The 17,035-nt window shown below is 60.0% G+C and carries 16 protein-coding genes; 10 read left to right on the top strand and 6 right to left on the bottom strand.

The genetic code is table 11. The features are described from left to right. The first annotated feature begins 13 nt into the window (after positions 1-13). From QRN36_RS25345 to ppx, 4 genes are all read left to right on the top strand, one after another. A complete protein-coding gene (locus tag QRN36_RS25345; protein WP_285426549.1) occupies positions 14-679 on the top strand; it encodes an amino acid ABC transporter permease in 666 nt (221 codons plus the stop codon). Next, positions 676-1,326 carry an amino acid ABC transporter permease gene (locus tag QRN36_RS25340; RefSeq protein WP_285426577.1) on the top strand — a complete coding sequence of 217 codons (651 nt, stop codon included), beginning with the start codon at positions 676-678 and terminating at the stop codon, positions 1,324-1,326. Before QRN36_RS25345 ends, QRN36_RS25340 begins: the two co-directional genes overlap by 4 nt. Beyond that, positions 1,313-2,047 (top strand): amino acid ABC transporter ATP-binding protein, encoded by a 735-nt coding sequence (locus QRN36_RS25335; protein WP_285426548.1) that lies wholly within the window; start codon positions 1,313-1,315, stop codon positions 2,045-2,047. Before QRN36_RS25340 ends, QRN36_RS25335 begins: the two co-directional genes overlap by 14 nt. 401 nt (positions 2,048-2,448) lie before the next feature. Beyond that, positions 2,449-3,951, top strand: coding sequence for an exopolyphosphatase (gene ppx / locus QRN36_RS25330; RefSeq protein ID WP_285426547.1), 1,503 nt, complete (start codon positions 2,449-2,451; stop codon positions 3,949-3,951). Here the strand turns inward: ppx and ppk1 are convergent. Next, positions 3,938-6,109: a polyphosphate kinase 1 gene (gene ppk1 / locus QRN36_RS25325; protein ID WP_373568800.1), complete on the bottom strand. Its 2,172-nt coding sequence runs from the start codon at positions 6,107-6,109 to the stop codon at positions 3,938-3,940. The genes ppx and ppk1 overlap by 14 nt on opposite strands. Positions 6,110-6,811: 702 nt before the next feature. Between ppk1 and QRN36_RS25320 the strand changes: the two genes are divergently transcribed. Next, positions 6,812-7,429 carry a DedA family protein gene (locus tag QRN36_RS25320; protein WP_285426545.1) on the top strand — a complete coding sequence of 206 codons (618 nt, stop codon included), beginning with the start codon at positions 6,812-6,814 and terminating at the stop codon, positions 7,427-7,429. Here QRN36_RS25320 and QRN36_RS25315 read toward each other — a convergent pair. Beyond that, on the bottom strand, positions 7,407-8,645 hold the full coding sequence (locus QRN36_RS25315; protein WP_285426544.1) for a sterol desaturase family protein: 1,239 nt from the start codon (positions 8,643-8,645) through the stop codon (positions 7,407-7,409). The two genes, QRN36_RS25320 and QRN36_RS25315, sit on opposite strands and share 23 nt — an antisense overlap. 188 nt (positions 8,646-8,833) lie before the next feature. Here QRN36_RS25315 and elbB point away from each other — a divergent pair, with 188 nt between their 5' ends. Beyond that, entirely contained in the window at positions 8,834-9,514 is a 681-nt protein-coding gene (gene elbB, locus QRN36_RS25310) for an isoprenoid biosynthesis glyoxalase ElbB (protein ID WP_285426543.1), read from the top strand. A gap of 80 nt (positions 9,515-9,594) precedes the next feature. On the opposite strand, the gene QRN36_RS25305 is transcribed toward elbB, so the two are convergent. Beyond that, on the bottom strand, positions 9,595-10,047 hold the full coding sequence (locus QRN36_RS25305; RefSeq protein ID WP_285426542.1) for a YaiI/YqxD family protein: 453 nt from the start codon (positions 10,045-10,047) through the stop codon (positions 9,595-9,597). A 462-nt stretch (positions 10,048-10,509) separates the two neighbouring features. On the opposite strand from QRN36_RS25305, the gene QRN36_RS25300 reads away from it, so the two are divergent. From QRN36_RS25300 to QRN36_RS25285, 4 genes are read left to right on the top strand one after another with little or no spacing between them, the layout of a single operon-like run. Then, on the top strand, positions 10,510-11,916 hold the full coding sequence (locus tag QRN36_RS25300; RefSeq protein WP_285426541.1) for a COG3014 family protein: 1,407 nt from the start codon (positions 10,510-10,512) through the stop codon (positions 11,914-11,916). A 13-nt stretch (positions 11,917-11,929) separates the two neighbouring features. After that, the gene (locus QRN36_RS25295) at positions 11,930-12,301 is read left to right on the top strand and encodes a YcfL family protein (RefSeq protein WP_285426540.1); all 372 of its coding nucleotides are present in this window, start codon (positions 11,930-11,932) and stop codon (positions 12,299-12,301) included. 39 nt (positions 12,302-12,340) lie between these two features. Next, positions 12,341-12,928 (top strand): penicillin-binding protein activator LpoB, encoded by a 588-nt coding sequence (lpoB, locus tag QRN36_RS25290; RefSeq protein ID WP_373568799.1) that lies wholly within the window; start codon positions 12,341-12,343, stop codon positions 12,926-12,928. Between the two features lie 2 nt (positions 12,929-12,930). Next, entirely contained in the window at positions 12,931-13,674 is a 744-nt protein-coding gene (locus QRN36_RS25285) for a penicillin-binding protein activator LpoB (protein WP_285426538.1), read from the top strand. A 74-nt stretch (positions 13,675-13,748) separates the two neighbouring features. Here QRN36_RS25285 and QRN36_RS25280 read toward each other — a convergent pair whose 3' ends face one another. The 3 genes from QRN36_RS25280 to QRN36_RS25270 form a co-directional block, all read right to left on the bottom strand. After that, positions 13,749-14,375: a LysE family transporter gene (locus QRN36_RS25280; RefSeq protein WP_285426537.1), complete on the bottom strand. Its 627-nt coding sequence runs from the start codon at positions 14,373-14,375 to the stop codon at positions 13,749-13,751. Between the two features lie 105 nt (positions 14,376-14,480). Next, entirely contained in the window at positions 14,481-15,083 is a 603-nt protein-coding gene (locus QRN36_RS25275) for a mechanosensitive ion channel family protein (RefSeq protein ID WP_285426536.1), read from the bottom strand. Further along, complete coding sequence (locus tag QRN36_RS25270) at positions 15,083-16,993, bottom strand: ATP-binding cassette domain-containing protein (RefSeq protein ID WP_093466007.1); 1,911 nt, start codon at positions 16,991-16,993, stop codon at positions 15,083-15,085. Before QRN36_RS25270 ends, QRN36_RS25275 begins: the two co-directional genes overlap by 1 nt. Positions 16,994-17,035 lie beyond the last annotated feature (42 nt).

Raw genomic sequence — 17,035 nt, 5'->3', positions numbered from 1 at the left:
TCGAGGCATTTAGATGGCTTATCAGTTCGACTTCGTTCCGGTCCTGCAAAACGCCGATCTTCTGTTGCGCGGGGCGCTGTTCACACTGGAATTGACTGCCATCGGAACGCTGTTGGGCGTAAGCGTCGGCGTCGTCGGCGCGATCGTCAGGGCCTGGAAGATTCAGCCGTTCTCGGCGCTTTTCGGGGTTTACGTCGAGCTGATACGCAACACGCCGTTTCTGGTGCAGCTGTTCTTCATCTTCTTCGGCCTGCCCTCGCTCGGGCTGCAGATTTCCGAGTGGCAGGCCGCGGTGCTGGCGATGGTGATCAACCTGGGCGCGTATTCGACGGAAATCATCCGCGCCGGCATTCAAGCGATATCACGCGGTCAGCTCGAAGCATCGGCTGCGCTGGCGATGACCCGTTACGAAACCTTCCGTCACGTGGTGCTGATCCCCGCCCTTGGCAAGGTCTGGCCCGCACTGAGCAGCCAGATCATCATCGTCATGCTGGGTTCGGCGGTCTGCTCGCAAATCGCGACGGAGGAGCTCAGCTTCGCTGCCAACTTCATCCAGTCGCGTAATTTCCGCGCCTTCGAGACCTACATCGTCACCACTCTGATTTATCTGGCCATGGCGCTGCTCATCCGCCAGTTGCTGGCGTGGGTCGGCCGACGTTACATCGCGAGGAGTCGCTGATGGATTTCACTCTATGGGACATCGTGCGCAATCTGCTCACGGGCCTGCAATGGACGCTGGCCCTGTCGCTGGTGGCGTTCATCGGCGGCAGCGTGATTGGTCTGCTGGTCATGACGATGCGCATTTCCAGCACCTCGTTCTGGCGCAGCGTCGCGCGTGGCTATATAGAATTGTTTCAAGGCACGCCGCTGCTGATGCAGCTGTTTCTGGTGTTCTTCGGTGTTGCGCTAATGGGCGTCGACATTTCACCGTGGTTCGCCGCAGCGCTTGCACTGACGCTGTTCACCAGTGCCTATCTGGCGGAGATCTGGCGTGGCTGCGTCGAGTCGATCTCCAACGGTCAGTGGGAAGCGTCCGCGAGCCTCGCGCTGACGCCTCTGGAGCAACTGCGCTACGTGATCCTCCCGCAAGCGCTGCGCATTGCGGTCGCGCCAACGGTCGGCTTCTCGGTGCAGGTCGTCAAGGGCACCGCCGTGACCTCGATCATCGGCTTTACCGAGCTGACCAAAACCGGCGGCATGCTGGCCAACGCCACGTTCCAGCCTTTCATGGTCTACGGCTTCGTTGCCTTGGGCTACTTCCTGCTTTGCTACCCGTTGTCACTCAGCGCGCGCTACCTGGAAAGGAGACTTCATGCCTCTGCTTAGAATTTCCGCCCTGCACAAATATTATGGCGACCACCACGTCCTCAAAGGGATCGACCTGAGCGTCGAGGAAGGTCAGGTCGTGGCGATCATCGGTCGCAGCGGCTCGGGCAAGAGCACGCTGCTGCGCACGCTCAATGGGCTGGAGTCGATCAACGACGGCGTGATCGAGGTCGACGGCGAGTACCTCGACGCAGCCCGTGCCGACCTGCGCACCCTGCGGCAGAAGGTCGGGATGGTCTTTCAGCAATTCAACCTGTTTCCTCACCTGACGGTGGGCGAGAACGTCATGCTGGCGCCGCAAGTCGTGAAGAAGGTGTCCAAGGCTGAAGCCGCCCGGCTGGCCAGGGAAATGCTCGATCGCGTTGGGCTGGGCGAGAAATTCGACGCGTTCCCTGACCGTCTGTCAGGCGGGCAGCAGCAACGCGTGGCGATCGCTCGCGCGCTGGCCATGTCGCCGAAGGTGTTGCTGTGCGACGAGATCACCTCGGCTCTGGACCCGGAGTTGGTCAACGAGGTGCTCAGCGTCGTGCGTCAGCTGGCCAAGGACGGCATGACCCTGATCATGGTGACCCACGAAATGCGCTTCGCCCGCGAGGTCGGCGACAAGCTGGTGTTCATGCACCAAGGCAAGGTGCACGAGGTGGGCGACCCACGGGAATTGATGGCCAACCCGAAGACGCCTGAGCTGGCGAATTTCATTGGGTCGGTTGAGCAGGCGTGACTTCGGGCGGCTGATGTTTGCAGCCAGCCGATAACTGACGGCGTACATACCGGCCTCTTCCCGGCTGAAGCCGGTCCTACATATCGACCTACGCGCGCGCTCTGTAGGACTGGCTTTAGCCGGGAAGGCGTCAGTGACCCCACCGCAAATCGATGGCGCACGTACTGACCTCTTCCCGGCTGAAGCCGGTCCTACATATCGACCTACGCGCGCGCTCTGTAGGACTGGCTTTAGCCGGGAAGGCGTCAGTCGCCCCACCGCAAATCGATGGCGCACACGGCCTCTTCCCGGCTGATGCCGGTCGTACATGCCGTGCAACAGTGTCGGCGAGGTGTTGTCGGTTTGGCGGCAGTGATGGATCGTGGCACGATGTCGGGGTTATCGACCGAGATCTTTTGACCATGCCGCACTCAACAGCCAAAAACCTCTCGCTGATCGCCGCGATCGACCTGGGCTCCAACAGCTTTCATATGGTCGTCGCCAAAGCCCACCAAGGTGAGATACGCATCCTTGAGCGGCTGGGCGAAAAAGTGCAGCTGGCCGCCGGGATCGACGATGAGCGCCGCCTCAACGAAGAATCCATGCAGCGCGGGCTCGATTGCCTCAAGCGTTTTGCCCAACTGATCAACGGTATGCCGCCCGGCGCCGTACGGATCGTCGGCACCAACGCCCTGCGCGAGGCTCGTAACCGCAACGAATTCATTCATCGCGCCGAAGAAATCCTCGGGCATCCGGTTGAAGTCATCTCTGGCCGCGAAGAAGCACGCCTCATCTATCTGGGTGTGTCTCACACCTTGGCGGACACGCCGGGCAAACGTCTGGTGGCCGACATCGGTGGCGGCAGTACCGAATTCATCATCGGGCAACGCTTCGAACCGCTGCTGCGCGAGAGTCTGCAGATGGGTTGCGTAAGCTTTACCCAACGTTACTTCAAAGACGGCAAGATCACTCCGGCTCGGTACGCCCAGGCGTACACGGCAGCGCGGCTGGAGATCATGAGCATCGAGCACGCCCTGCACCGCCTGACCTGGGATGAAGCCATCGGCTCGTCGGGCACCATTCGGGCCATCGGCCTGGCGCTCAAGGCCGGCGGACATGGCAACGGCGAAGTCAATGCGGACGGCCTTGCCTGGCTCAAACGCAAGCTGATGAAGCTGGGCGAGGTCGACAAAATCGACTTCGACGGCATCAAGCCGGACCGTCGCGCAATCTTCCCGGCGGGTCTGGCGATTCTGGAAGCGATTTTCGACGCGCTTGAACTCAACCGCATGGATCATTGTGAAGGTGCGCTGCGTGAAGGCGTGTTGTATGACCTGCTTGGGCGTCATCACCATGAAGACGTCCGCGAGCGCACGCTCAGCTCGCTCATGGATCGCTACCACGTCGACCTGAAACAAGCCGAACGCGTCGAGCGCAAAGCGTTGTCCGCGCTGGAGCAGGTGGCCAAGGCCTGGGAGCTGGAAGACGATCTGTATCGCGAACTGCTGCGATGGGCCGCCAAGGTGCATGAAGTGGGGCTGGACATCGCCCATTATCACTACCACAAGCACGGCGCTTACTTGATCGAGCATTCGGATCTGGCGGGATTTTCGCGCGAAGACCAGCAGATGCTGGCGCTACTGGTGCGCGGACACCGTCGCAATATCCCCAAGGACAAGTTTGCCGAGTTCGGCGGTGAAGGCGTGAAGCTGATTCGCCTGTGCGTGTTGCTGCGCTTCGCGATTCTGTTCCATCACATTCGCGGCACCCAAGAGATGCCGCAACCTGTGCTGACTGCCAACGGTAACCATCTGGACATCCTGTTCCCCGATGGCTGGCTGGAAAACAACCAACTGACTCAGGCCGACTTCGCCCTGGAAGCGGAGTGGCTGACCCGAGTCGGTATCGTCCTCAGCGTACGCTGAGGACTGGGTTGCTCAACTTCTCGAGCAGCATCGCCTGCACGTTGCGGGCGTTCTGGTTGCCGGTCGGCGTGCTGCGGATGTAGCGCCCGTCCGGTTGCAGCAGCCAGGCGTGGGTGTTATCGGTCAGATAGCCTTCCAGTTCCTTCTTGACCCGCAGGATCAGCTTCTTGCCCTCGACCGGGAAGCAAGTCTCCACACGCTTGTCGAGGTTGCGCTCCATCCAGTCGGCACTGGACAGGAACATCTGCTCGTCGCCGCCATTGAGGAAATAAAACACCCGCGTGTGCTCAAGGAAGCGGCCGACGATCGAGCGCACCTGAATGTTATGGGAGACGCCCGGCACGCCAGGACGCAGACAGCACATGCCGCGCACGACCAGATCAATTTTCACACCGGTCTGACTGGCCTTGTACAGCGCCCGAATGATCTTCGGATCGGTCAGCGAGTTGAACTTGGCGATGATGTGCGCAGGCTTGCCCTCGGCCGCGAACTGCGTCTCGCGGGCGATCATGTCGAGCATGCCTTTCTTGAGCGTGAATGGGGCGTGCAGCAGTTTTTTCATGCGCAGCGTCTTGCCCATGCCGATCAGCTGACTGAACAGCTTGCCGACGTCCTCACACAACGCATCATCGGAGGTCAGAAGGCTGTAGTCGGTGTACAGGCGCGCGTTGCCCGCGTGGTAGTTGCCCGTACCCAGATGCGCATAACGCACGATCTCGCCGGCCTCACGGCGCAGGATCAGCATCATCTTCGCGTGGGTCTTGAAACCGACGACGCCGTAAATCACCACCGCGCCAGCTGCTTGCAGACGACTGGCGAGCTGCAGGTTGGACTCTTCATCGAAACGCGCGCGCAGCTCGATGACGGCAGTGACTTCCTTGCCGTTTCGCGCAGCGTCCACCAGCGCATCGACGATCTCCGAGTTGGCGCCGCTACGATAGAGCGTCTGGCGCACGGCCAGAACGTGAGGGTCCTTCGCGGCCTGACGCAGCAGGTCGACCACCGGCGTGAACGACTCGAACGGGTGCAGCAGCAAAATATCCTGCTTGCTGATGACGTTGAAGATGTTCTCGCTGTTCTGCAAAAGCTTGGGAATCGCCGGCGTGAACGGCGCGTTCTGCAGCTCCGGATGGCTGTCCAGACCGGTGATGCTGAACAGCCGGGTCAGGTTCACCGGACCATTGACCTGATATAACTCGGTTTCACTGAGGTTGAATTGCTTGAGCAGATAGTCCGAGAGGTGCTTGGGACAGGTATCGGCCACTTCCAGGCGCACGGCGTCGCCATAACGCCGGGAAAACAACTCGCCACGCAGCGCGCGGGCCAGGTCTTCGACGTCTTCGGAGTCCAGCGCCAGATCGGCGTTGCGGGTCAGGCGGAACTGATAGCAGCCCTTGACCTTCATGCCCTGGAACAAGTCATCGGCGTGAGCGTGGATCATCGACGACAGGAACACATAATTATCGCCAGGACCACCGACGTCTTCCGGCACCTTGATGATGCGCGGCAGCAAGCGGGGCGCCGGAATGATTGCAAGGCCCGAGTCGCGACCGAACGCGTCGATACCTTCCAGCTCGACGATGAAGTTCAGCGACTTGTTCACCAGCAACGGGAACGGGTGCGTCGGATCCAGGCCGATGGGCGTAATGATCGGCGCAATCTCATCGCGGAAATAGCGCCGCACCCAGGTTTTCAGCTTGGTCGTCCAGGCCCGGCGACGAATGAAGCGCACCTGATGTTTTTCCAGCTCAGGCAGCAGGATGTCATTGAGGATCGCGTACTGGCGATCGACATGCCCGTGCACCAGCTCGCTGATACGCGCCAGCGCCTGATGCGGCTGCAGACCATCGGCCCCAGCCTGCTCGCGGGCGAATGTAATCTGCTTCTTCAGGCCCGCTACACGGATTTCGAAGAACTCATCCAGATTGCTGGAAAAGATCAGCAGGAACTTGAGCCGCTCGAGCAGCGGATAGGACTCGTCCAGCGCCTGCTCCAGCACACGAATGTTGAACTGCAGCTGCGACAGCTCGCGATGAATGTAGAGGCTGCTGTCATCCAGATTGGGAATCACCACGGCTGGCGCGGCGGGAGGATGCGGCTCGATGGCAGGCAGCACTTCGATGCTCGGTTCGACCACGGCAGTGATTTCCTGCGTCATGGCCTGGGGGTCAAGTTCAACTGCTGCTTCGGTAGATCCTTCGGTGCTCATGAATAATCCTGTAAGGCAATTGGCCTTGTAACAGTTGGGCCGCGCAAACGGCGAATCCGATCGACGTGCCGTGTGCGCCACAACGATGGTGACGTCCAGCGCCCCGGTCCGGTCACGCCATCAGCAGGGTGACGCCAGGATCGGGCAGTCAGCGGCACGAACGTAAAAACGGGGTGGGCCTGCCCAAGGGACGAAGTACGCGCGATGACTCCCCACGCTACGCATTTCTGCGCGGCCTGCAACCCCAAACGGGCCATCGGCAGTGCGACGAGTGGTTGCTCGGCCGAATCCTTGAGGTGAGCCGATGATCGGAGGAAACAAGGCGTTTGCGCCGAAAGCAGGTTCCTTGGAACCGTTCGGCAGAACAGATCGGCGTGGCCTGACGATTCGAAAGGCGGTGATCGGGGGATTAGGGCAACGCGCACGGAATGCTCCCGGGCCCATGCATACGGGCAAGCGTGACATTTATAAGCTGGGAGTATGACGCTTGTGTGACAGCTATGATCCCGACTTATCTTGCAGGACTCAAACCTGCTTTCCAGACGATCATTCCCTCAAGCCTGTAGGAAACTTTAACGAGGAGACACATTTCCACACTTTCCTGAATGTCTTCGGCGAGTTAGGCTGCGCGTTCATTTCGCCAGCACCTACATGATGCTCCAGCATTTTTTACAAGAATTTGGCTACTTCGCCCTTTTCCTCGGGACCTTTTTCGAAGGTGAGACCATTCTGGTTCTCGCCGGATTTCTTGCGTTCCGTGGTTACATGGACATCAACCTGGTGGTCGTCGTCGCCTTTTTTGGCAGTTACGCAGGCGACCAGCTCTGGTACTTCATGGGACGCAAGCATGGCCGCAAGCTTCTGGCACGCAAGCCACGCTGGCAATTGCTGGGCGATCGCGCGCTGGAACATATTCGTCGTCATCCCGACATCTGGGTGCTGAGTTTCCGTTTTGTGTACGGCCTGCGCACCGTCATGCCGGTCGCCATTGGCCTTTCAGGCTATCCGCCAGGCCGTTATCTGCTTCTCAATGGTATCGGCGCGGCGGTCTGGGCAGCGGCACTGGGCGCAGCCGCCTACAAATTCGGCGCCGTGCTTGAAGGCCTGTTGGGCAACGTCAAGAAATACGAGCTGTGGGTGCTGGGCCTGTTGTTGGTCATTGGCGTGCTGCTCTGGATTCGGCGCCGCATCAAGAACGCGCGAATCGCCAAAGAAGCCAGGCTCGCCGTTGCGGCGAATGCCGACGTCAAGAACCCTCCAGACGAGTGATGCGCACTCGGGCGCCATGCAGCGCGGCCGCGCTCAGCGCCGTGTAAGCCAGCGTCATCACCCAGCCGAGCGCACTGACTTGCCAAAGGCCCACCACGGGCGCCACAGCCATCAGTGGCAGATTCGCTGCCAGCCTCAACCCTTCCAGCTTCATCGCAGACGGCCTGTCCTCCAGCGCAGCGCCGAAAACACACAAACCGAATGCCACCCAGCCCCAACCGAGCACCAACGCAGGTGATGGCAGCGTTTCGCCATTGGACAGCAGATAGCTGCCGAGCAACGTGTACAGCGAAAACTGCACGCCCACATACAGCTGTCGGGCGAGGCTTATCGGCACCTCGTATTTGCAGAACTGACCGAGGTCGGGCTTTTCGATCGGATGCATTTGCGCCACATCCGCTGGCCGCCAACCGGTGCGCATGAACCAGATCCTCAGCTTGTCTTTCCACGATGCGGTGTGGCGCGCGTCCGAAGCCAGCCGAGCATAGAACTGCAGGTTTGCCCATATCGGATTCCAGCTGCGCAATGGCGTGGTCACGCCGAAAACCGGAGGATCACTGTCCAGTTCCTCCTGGAATGTGCCGAACAGCCGGTCCCAAACAATGAACACCCCGCCATAGTTGCGATCCATGTAGATAAGGTTCTGCGCATGGTGGGCTCGATGATTGGACGGCGTGACGAAAACCTGCTCGAACCAGCCAAGCTTGGGAATGTGCCGGGTATGCACCCAGAATTGATACAGCAAGTTGAGCGATGCCACCGCGACGAACACCACCAGCGGCACACCGATCACGGCCAGCGGCAGGTAGAAGATCCAACTCAGCAGGAAACCCGTGCTGGTCTGCCGCAAGGCAGTGGAGAGGTTGTAGTCCTCGCTCTGGTGATGCACCGAGTGAGCGGCCCAGAGGATATTCCGCTCGTGCCCCATTCGATGCAGCCAGTAGTAACAGAGGTCATAAGCCACGAACGCAAAAACCCAGACCCACACGCTTTGCGCCGGCAACTGCCACAACGCCAGATGCTCCAGGGCGAAGGCGTAGGAAACAAGCCCGACGCCCTTGGTCAGCAGCCCGGTCGTGGTCGACAGGACACCGGTACTGAGGCTGTTGATTGCGTCTGCGACTCGGTAATTGCTGACCTTTCGCCAACGGTCCGCAAGCAGCTCAACTGCGATCAGTACGAAGAAAAAGGGCACCGCGTACAGAATGAAATTCATCAACGTCACCTGACGACGAAACATCGAAGACTAGGCGTGCTCCGGGCAAAACCCTATGGCACCGAATGACAAATTAGTAGACATTTGTCGACATCGTTGGCGACGCGGCTGGATTGCGCAGCGCCATGGAAAACGACAGAACCGGCGCCCTGATACGCACCGGATCGCCCAAGAGAGGGAGCACACGCATGAGCAAAAAAGTTGCCGTTATTCTTTCCGGCTGCGGCGTCTACGACGGCGCGGAAATTCATGAAAGCGTGCTCACCCTGCTGCGCCTGGACCAACGCGGCGCTCAGGTGAAATGCTTTGCACCCAACATCGCGCAGCATCACGTCATCAATCATCTGACGGGTGAGGAAATGCCCGAAACGCGCAATGTGCTGGTTGAGTCGGCGCGCATCGCTCGCGGCGCCATCGAAGACATTCGCGAAGCCGACATCACCGAATTCGACGCGCTGATCATCCCTGGCGGCTTCGGCGCTGCGAAAAACCTGTCGGACTTCGCCGCACAAGGCGCTGGCTGCAAGGTACAGGCACAGGTGCTGGCCATGGCGGAGGCTTTTGCCGAAGCGGGCAAACCTGTGGGTCTGATCTGCGTATCACCGGCACTGGCCGCGAAAATCTATGGCCCGGGCGTCACCTGCACCATCGGCAACGACGCCGACACCGCTGCGGCGATTACCCGAATGGGCGGCACCCATCAGGAATGCGAGGTCAGCGACATCGTCGAAGACAGAGACCGCAAGCTGGTGAGTACGCCCGCGTACATGGTCGCCAAGTCGATCGGCGAAGCGGCGTCCGGCATCAACAAGCTGGTGGACCGCATACTGGAATTGGTTCAGGAAAACGAAGAACAGGTCACCGCCTGATTCGCGCATCGCCTGATCGCTGACCGCTGCAGTTCAGCACTCAGGGCAAGCCGCGCTGCGGCGATCAGCGAGCAAGCCGCTCAGCCGCGGGCGAGTCGGGTCAGAATCCTGTCCAGTGAATTGGCGAACGCCTGTTTTTCCCGGTCGCCGTAAGCGCCCTGCCCGCCGCTCGCTTGCCCTTGCTCGCGCAGATCAGTGAACAGGTTGCGCACGGCAAGCCGCTCGCCCATGTTCTGTGCATCGAACTCCTTGCCTCGGGGGTCCAGAGCCGACACGCCCTTTTTCACCAGGCGGTCAGCCAGCGGCACGTCGCTGCAGATCACCAGCTCGCCCGGCACGGCATGTTCCACCAGATAATCATCGGCAGCATCAGGCCCGCTGGGCACGACGATCAGCCTGACCAGGGTGAAGCTCGGCTTGATCTGACTTTGACCCGCCACCAGCACGACCTCGAACTGCCGCTTGAGGGCGAATTTGATGACCTGGTCCTTGGCCGCCTTCGGGCAGGCGTCGGCATCGATCCAGACGCGCATGACTCATACTCCACGATCACATTTGAAAACATCCCGCAGCCATCTTGCTGAGGGATCACTCGGTATTACGTTGCCGCCAACTCGGCCCTGACAACGTCAGCAAGCACTGTCGGAAAGCGGCCTGGCTCGACTTACGGGGCTGGAAGCGGCCATTGTTCCTGCCGCAGCGTCGGCACTCAAGCTTTGCTTCACCTCATGCAGAAACAATGGATTCTCTGGCGGGCAGGCTGATTCCTGAGCCTTTGAGACAGCCGTGCGAAGAACTCAGATCAGCGGGTCGGACGTTTCCGAAACAGTCGTGAGATATCAAATAGCCATTGTTTTAGCTGGCACGCTCTCTATAATCCCCGCCCCACGACGAGGCCCTCCAGCGGCGCTCGTGTTTGTTTGAAGGTGCACGCCTTCTGAAACGGATTGTAGCGCCGCCCTTCTATCGGGCCGGCCTTTTCAAGGATCGATTTGATGCTTCGCCGCGCCCTCACCCTATTCAGCCTGATCGTGATCCTGACCCTGACCGGCTGTGCGGCGTTTCGCAGCTATGACACCGAGTTGCAGCAGACCAACCAGCAACTGAGCAGCGGCAACGTGGACGGCGCGCTCGCCTTGCTGGAAAAGAACAACACCGGCGACGAAAAAGACCTGCTCTATTACTTCGAAAAAGGCGAGCTGTTGCGTTCCAGGGGCGATCTGATCGGCAGCCAGACAGCCTGGAGCCGAGCGGACCAGACCGTCATCGCATGGGAAGACGCGGTCAGGCTCGACAGCAGCAAATACCTGGCCGGTTTCGGCAGTCTTCTGATTAACGACAAGGTTCGCCGCTACGAAGGCTACGACTATGAAAAGGTCATGCTGACGACGCAGATGGCCCTGAACAGGCTGGCCCAGAACGACTTCGATGGCGCCCGTACCGAAATAAAGAAAACCCACGAGCGCGAGGCGCTCATCGCTGAACTGCACGACAAGGCCTACCTCAAGCGTGAGGATGAAGCGCAAAACCACGGCGTGACGACGCAACTCAAGGACTTGAAGGGCTATCCGGTCGAGTCTCTGGATGCACCGGAAGTGGTAAGCCTGAAGAACAGCTATCAGAGTGCGTTCAGCCATTACCTTGCCGGCTTTGTCTACGAAGCGCTGGGTGAAAAAGACCTTGCTGCGCCCGGCTATCGTCAAGCTGCGGAACTGCGGCCGGGCACTCCACTGCTGGAACAGGCGCTGCTGAATCTCGACGCGGCCGGCAGCAAGCACGGCAACGCCGACGCAAACAGCGAAGTTCTGATTGTCGTGCAGAGTGGTTTTGCCCCTGCCCGGGACTCGATCCGCATCCCGCTTCCCCTGCCGATCGACAATAACGTTGTGATCACTGCGCTCTCATTCCCGGTAATCAGAGCTGACACCTCGACGCCGTTCTTCAATCAGATCGGTCTCGACGGACAGCAAATCAACCTGACCGCACTCAACAGCACCACCGCCATGTCCCGCCGTGCATTACGCGACGACATGCCCGGCATCATCGTGCGCACGACGGTACGCGCGGTCAGCCGCGGTGTCGCGCAGAAGAAACTGAATGAGGTGAACCCGCTGGCTGGCCTTGCCGTGGGGATAGCATCGGCGATCACCGAGGGCGCAGACACCCGCACATGGCGCACGCTGCCGGACCAGACGCTGGTCGCACGCCTGCGCCTGAAGCCCGGTGAACATAACCTCGTACTGCCATCGACAGTCGGCGGCACGCACGTGCGCCTCGACATTGATCGCCCATATCAGGTCGTCACACTTCGCGCCATCGGCAATCAGGTCTACGCCAGCGGTCTGGCTGCTCGGGTAATGCCCACAGACCTGCCGCAGGCCGTGGCCATTAACAAACCGTGAACGGAGAATCTCCATGCGTTGCAAATCGTTCGGCCTGATGGTGCTGGCCTTGCTCGCCGGCTGCGCCACACCGCCGCCGCCGGCCCCCGGCAGTGCGGCCAGCAAGGTCGTTGCCATGGGCAGCCTTAAAAACATCGAGATAGGCGCGATGCGCGTCGCACGTGAAAACGGCTACCTGACCGTCAACGTGTCACTCCAGAACACCAGCCGTTACAACAAGACGATGTATTACCGATTTGCCTGGCTGGGTAATGACGGTTTCCCGGTCGCCGAGCCGGATGTCTGGAAGAGCGTTGTGCTGTACGGCTCTCAGAGCAGTTTCCTGCCCGCTGTCGCTCCCTTGCCGAAGGCCACGGACTTCCGGCTTGAAGTCAAAACCCCTTGATCGATACCGCTTCGTTCAGTTCACGAGATTCCCTGCATGCTGACATTCCGCTTTTCGCTCCTCGCCGCGCTGGCCGTGCTCACCGCCGGTTGCGCCAACAATTCACCCGTACTGGGCAGCAAGAACATCAGCTACGGTGACACCAAGGCCATCGAAACCGTGACCAATGAGTTCGGCTCGACCGATCTGCAAATGATCGCCGAAAGCATGACCCGCTCTCTCGCCCAGTCCGGCACCCTCCAGGGTCGCCCGGTGGTGCAAGTCTACGACGTGAAGAACAAGACCAGCGAATACATCGACACCCGTGAGATCACCACCTCAATCAAGACTCAGCTCATGAAGTCTGGTGCTGCCCGTTTTGCCAGCGACAACACGGACATGCAAAGCCAGATCGATCAGTTGAAGCTGCAAAACCAGAGCGGCCTGTACAAGCAGTCGACAGTCAGTAAAACCGGCAACATGGTCGCCGCCAGATATCGTCTTGAAGGCTCGATCAGCTCGATCGTCAAGCGCAGCAGCGACTACAAGGACGTCTTCTACAAATTCAGCCTGCAGTTGGTCGACGTTGAGACCGGGCTGGCCGAATGGATGGACGAAAAAGAAATCCGCAAGACCACGGAGCGATGATGATGCGTGCATGGATCGGCGTTCTCGCGCTGCTGTGCGCGATGGAGGCACAAGGAGCGCCCAGATTGGCAGTCACTGACCTGGCCTTCGAACAGCGTGTGGAGGAATACATCCACACTGTTTCGGCGCAAACCAGGTTCCAGGCCAACACCTACAGCGCGAACGGCTCGGCGAACTACAGCGAGTACGAATCGCGCAACACGTACATCGAACAGGGTGAGCTGCGACAATTCAGCGGCGACATCAAGGGCCAGATTCTCAAGTCCGGCCTGTTCCAGCTGGTGCAGGGCGCGCCCTACACGGCGAGCTCCAGAGAGGATGTTCACGACATCATCAAACGTATCAAGAACGGCAACTTCAAAGGGGCTGACTACGTTCTGTTCGGAACCGTATCGGACATCGACTTTCGACAGAACATCAACGAAATCGCCAGCACCAACAGCCACTCGGCGGTGTTGGGACTGACACTGGTGGGTGATTTCAGCCTGATCAATACCCGGACCTACGAAATCACCTCGGCATTTACCGCGATGGGCGAGGCGCAGGACACCAGGTTGGTCAACGGCAACGACGTACGCGTCTCGCCCAATCGTGGCCGTGTGGTCCGTGAAGTGTCGAAGTCGATCGGTATGGACGTCGCGCGCCAGCTCAGCGAGCAATTGCGCGGCGAGGTGGAGTACTCGCAAGACCAACCTGCACCGCGCAGCAGCCTGCCCCGCGATGAGGCACCGAAGATTCTGCGTTAAATCGTAAGGAATCTGCGAAGCGCTGTGGGAGCGAGCTGGCTCACTCCCACTCAGTCAGACCACCGAGCGATCAATCACGCGCGGTGCAATGTCGCGAGGAACGCCGCGGCGCTGACGAACAATCCGGCAAAGGTGCGGTTCATGCGCCGTTGCTGCTTGGGGGTTTTCAACAGGCGCAGGACCTTCGAGGCAAGCCCCGTGTAGCCGGCCATCACGATCAGATCAACGCTGACCATTGTCGCCATGATGGTCAGGTATTGGGGCATCAGTGACAGGTGGGTATCAATGAACTGAGGCAGGATCGCGAGCATGAACACCAGCGCCTTAGGGTTGCTGATGTTGACCAGAAAACCTCGCGCCACCAACGCCAGAGGCTTGCCGATCGGGCGAACCGCCGAGTCGTCTGACAGGTCGCCCGGCAGCGCGCGCCATTGCTTCACGCCCAGATAGACCAGGTAGGCCACACCGAACCATTTGATCAGCGTGAACGCCAGCGCGGAGGTCGCCAACACCGCGCCCAGGCCAGCGGCGATGACTGCGATCTGAACGATGAGCGCCAGTTGAAGACCCAGCGCGTTCCAGTAGCCGCGCCAGAATCCGTATTGCAGACCACTGGACATCGATGCAATGGCACCGGCACCCGGCGAAAGGCTGATGACCCAGCAAGCTGCAAAGAAAGCCAGCCATGTTTCAAGCGACATATGCACCTCGGCGACGAAAATCTTCGCTTAACCTAAGGTTTATGCGATTCAAAAACCATTTATTTCTAACTGTTGCTGTGACTTCGCAGGCAGCTGTGCAGGTCGTTAGCGCTGCGCGTGTTCGCCCGCGCGCTTTTCACCGGAGATGATCGGAGTGCCGTCATTGCCGCGCCAGCGGCGGATCGATTTCTGGAAAAACTGACTGTTGGGCACCTGCACCAATGTGCCGCCCAATTCAGCGGGCTCGACCAATGTGGTGAACATCAGGTTGATCGCGGTGACGCGCCCTTTGATGCCGGGTTTGTCCGTGGTGTCGACCAGCTCGACCATATCCCCGATCCTGAACGGCCCCATCGTAAAGATGAACACCGCACAGAGCAGGTTGGACAACACACTCCACATCGCGAAAAACGCGACGGCGGCGACCGCGACGAAGCCGGACAGCGCCGCCCACAACACCGAGGCCGAAACCCCCAGGCGGCCCAGCACCGCAACGAACGCAGTGCCCATGATCAACCAGCGAAGGCCGCCGCGCAGCATCACCAACAGCTCTGGCGGTAACAGCGGATAGCGCTCGGCCAACCCCGTCAGAAAACGCGCGACGATGCGCTGCAGCGTGTAGCCGACGAGCAGAATCAACAGAATCTGCAGGCCGACCAGAATCGGCTCGATCCAATAAGCAGGAACAGGCAGTGCCAGCGATTCCATCAGGACAGTGCTTCCAGCTCGGCCTGCATCGATTCGAGCAACTCCAGGGCTTCCATCCAGGCTTCTTCAAGCTCGGACTCACGGACCTTGAGCTTCGCCTGATCCGCAAGCAGATCGCGTAGCTTGTCCTTGTTGGCCGCTTCATAAATGGCGCTGTCGCCCAACGCGGACTCAATCTTCGCCAGCTTTTCGTGAAGCGTCCCCAGCTCTTTCTCCAGCTTCTCGGCTTCGCGCTTGTGCGGCGCCAGTTGTTGGCGCAGGGCAGCCGCCTGCTGACGCTGGGCCTTCTTGTCGGTCTTGTCGGCATTGACCGGCGATGTGCTCACCGGCGCGTTGCGCAAGCGATAATCCACCAGCCAGCGAGCGTAATCATCCAGATCACCGTCGAATTCCTGTACGACGCCATCGGCGACCAGCAGGAAATTATCGGTCGTGCTCTTGAGCAGGTGGCGATCGTGAGAGACCACCAGCACCGCGCCGCTGAACTCTTGCAGCGCCATGGTCAGCGCCAGGCGCATCTCCAGATCGAGGTGGTTGGTGGGCTCGTCGAGCAGCAACAGGTTCGGCTTGTCCCAGGCGATGAGCGCCAACGCCAGCCGGGCCTTTTCGCCACCCGAGAAATTCAGGACCGGCTCATCCAGCCGAGCGCCGCGAAAATCGAAGCCACCCAGGAAATCACGCAGCGTCTGCTCCCGCTCGGTCGGCGCAATACGCTGCAGGTGCAGCAGCGGGCTGGCCTTGGCATCAAGTGAATCCAGTTGATGCTGGGCGAAATAACCGACGACTGTGTTCTCACCACGAACCAGGCGGCCGCTCAACGGCTCAAGCTCGCCAGCAAGGTTCTTGATCAACGTGGATTTACCGGCGCCGTTCGGGCCCAGCAAACCAATGCGAGCGCCCGGCGTGAGCTGCAGCTTGACCTTCTGCAGGATGGCTTTTTCGCCATAGCCCAGGCGCGCATCAGACAAATCCAGCAACGGGCTGGAAATCTTGTCGGACTCGCGGAAGGTGAAATCGAATGGCGAATCGACATGCGCTGCCGACAGCTCTTCCATGCGTTCCAGCGCCTTGATACGGCTCTGCGCCTGACGAGCCTTGGTGGCTTGGGCCTTGAAGCGCGCAATGAATTTTTCCATGTGCGCGCGCTGCGCCTGCTGCTTCTCATACGCCTGTTGCTGCTGCGCCAGACGCTCGGCACGGGCGCGCTCGAAGGCGCTGTAACCGCCGCGATAAAGCGTGATTTTCTTTTGCTCGACATGGGCGACGTGATCGACCACAGCGTCGAGAAAATCCCGGTCGTGGGAGATCAGCAAGAGTGTTCCGGGATAGCTCTTGAGCCAGTCCTCAAGCCACAGAATGGCGTCGAGATCCAGGTGGTTGGTTGGCTCATCGAGCAGCAGCAGGTCCGATGGGCACATCAAGGCTTGCGCCAGGTTCAGACGCATCCGCCAGCCGCCGGAGAAGTCTCCTACCTGCCGTTCCATCTGCTCATTGGTAAAGCCCAGACCGGCCAGCAACTTGCGGGCCCTTGCGTCAGCGGTGTAGCCGTCCGCGCTGTCGAGCTCCGAATGCAATCGCGCCTGAGCCGCGCCGTCGTGCGCGGCCTCGGCTGCCGCAAGATCACGCTGCACCTGACGCAAACGCAGATCGCCGTCGAGCACATAGTCCACAGCCAGACGGTCAAGGGTGTCGACCTCCTGACGCATGTGCGCGATGCGCCAGTCTGCAGGCAGCGAGCAATCACCGTTGTCGGGAGACAGCTCACCCCGCAACAGTGCGAACAGGCTGGATTTACCGGCGCCATTCGCGCCGATCAAGCCGGCTTTCTGGCCGGCGTGCAGCGTCAGCTCGGCGTCTTCTAGCAGACGTTGCGGACCACGCTGTAAGGTAAGGCTTTGAAGTCTGATCATAATGGCGGCGGAGTCTACCAGCTTCGTCCAGAACAGGTAGAT

The sequence above is a fragment of the Pseudomonas sp. efr-133-TYG-103a genome (assembly GCF_030209235.1).
Classification (GTDB): Bacteria; Pseudomonadota; Gammaproteobacteria; order Pseudomonadales; family Pseudomonadaceae; genus Aquipseudomonas.
This window is presented reverse-complemented; position numbering and strand designations above follow the sequence as displayed.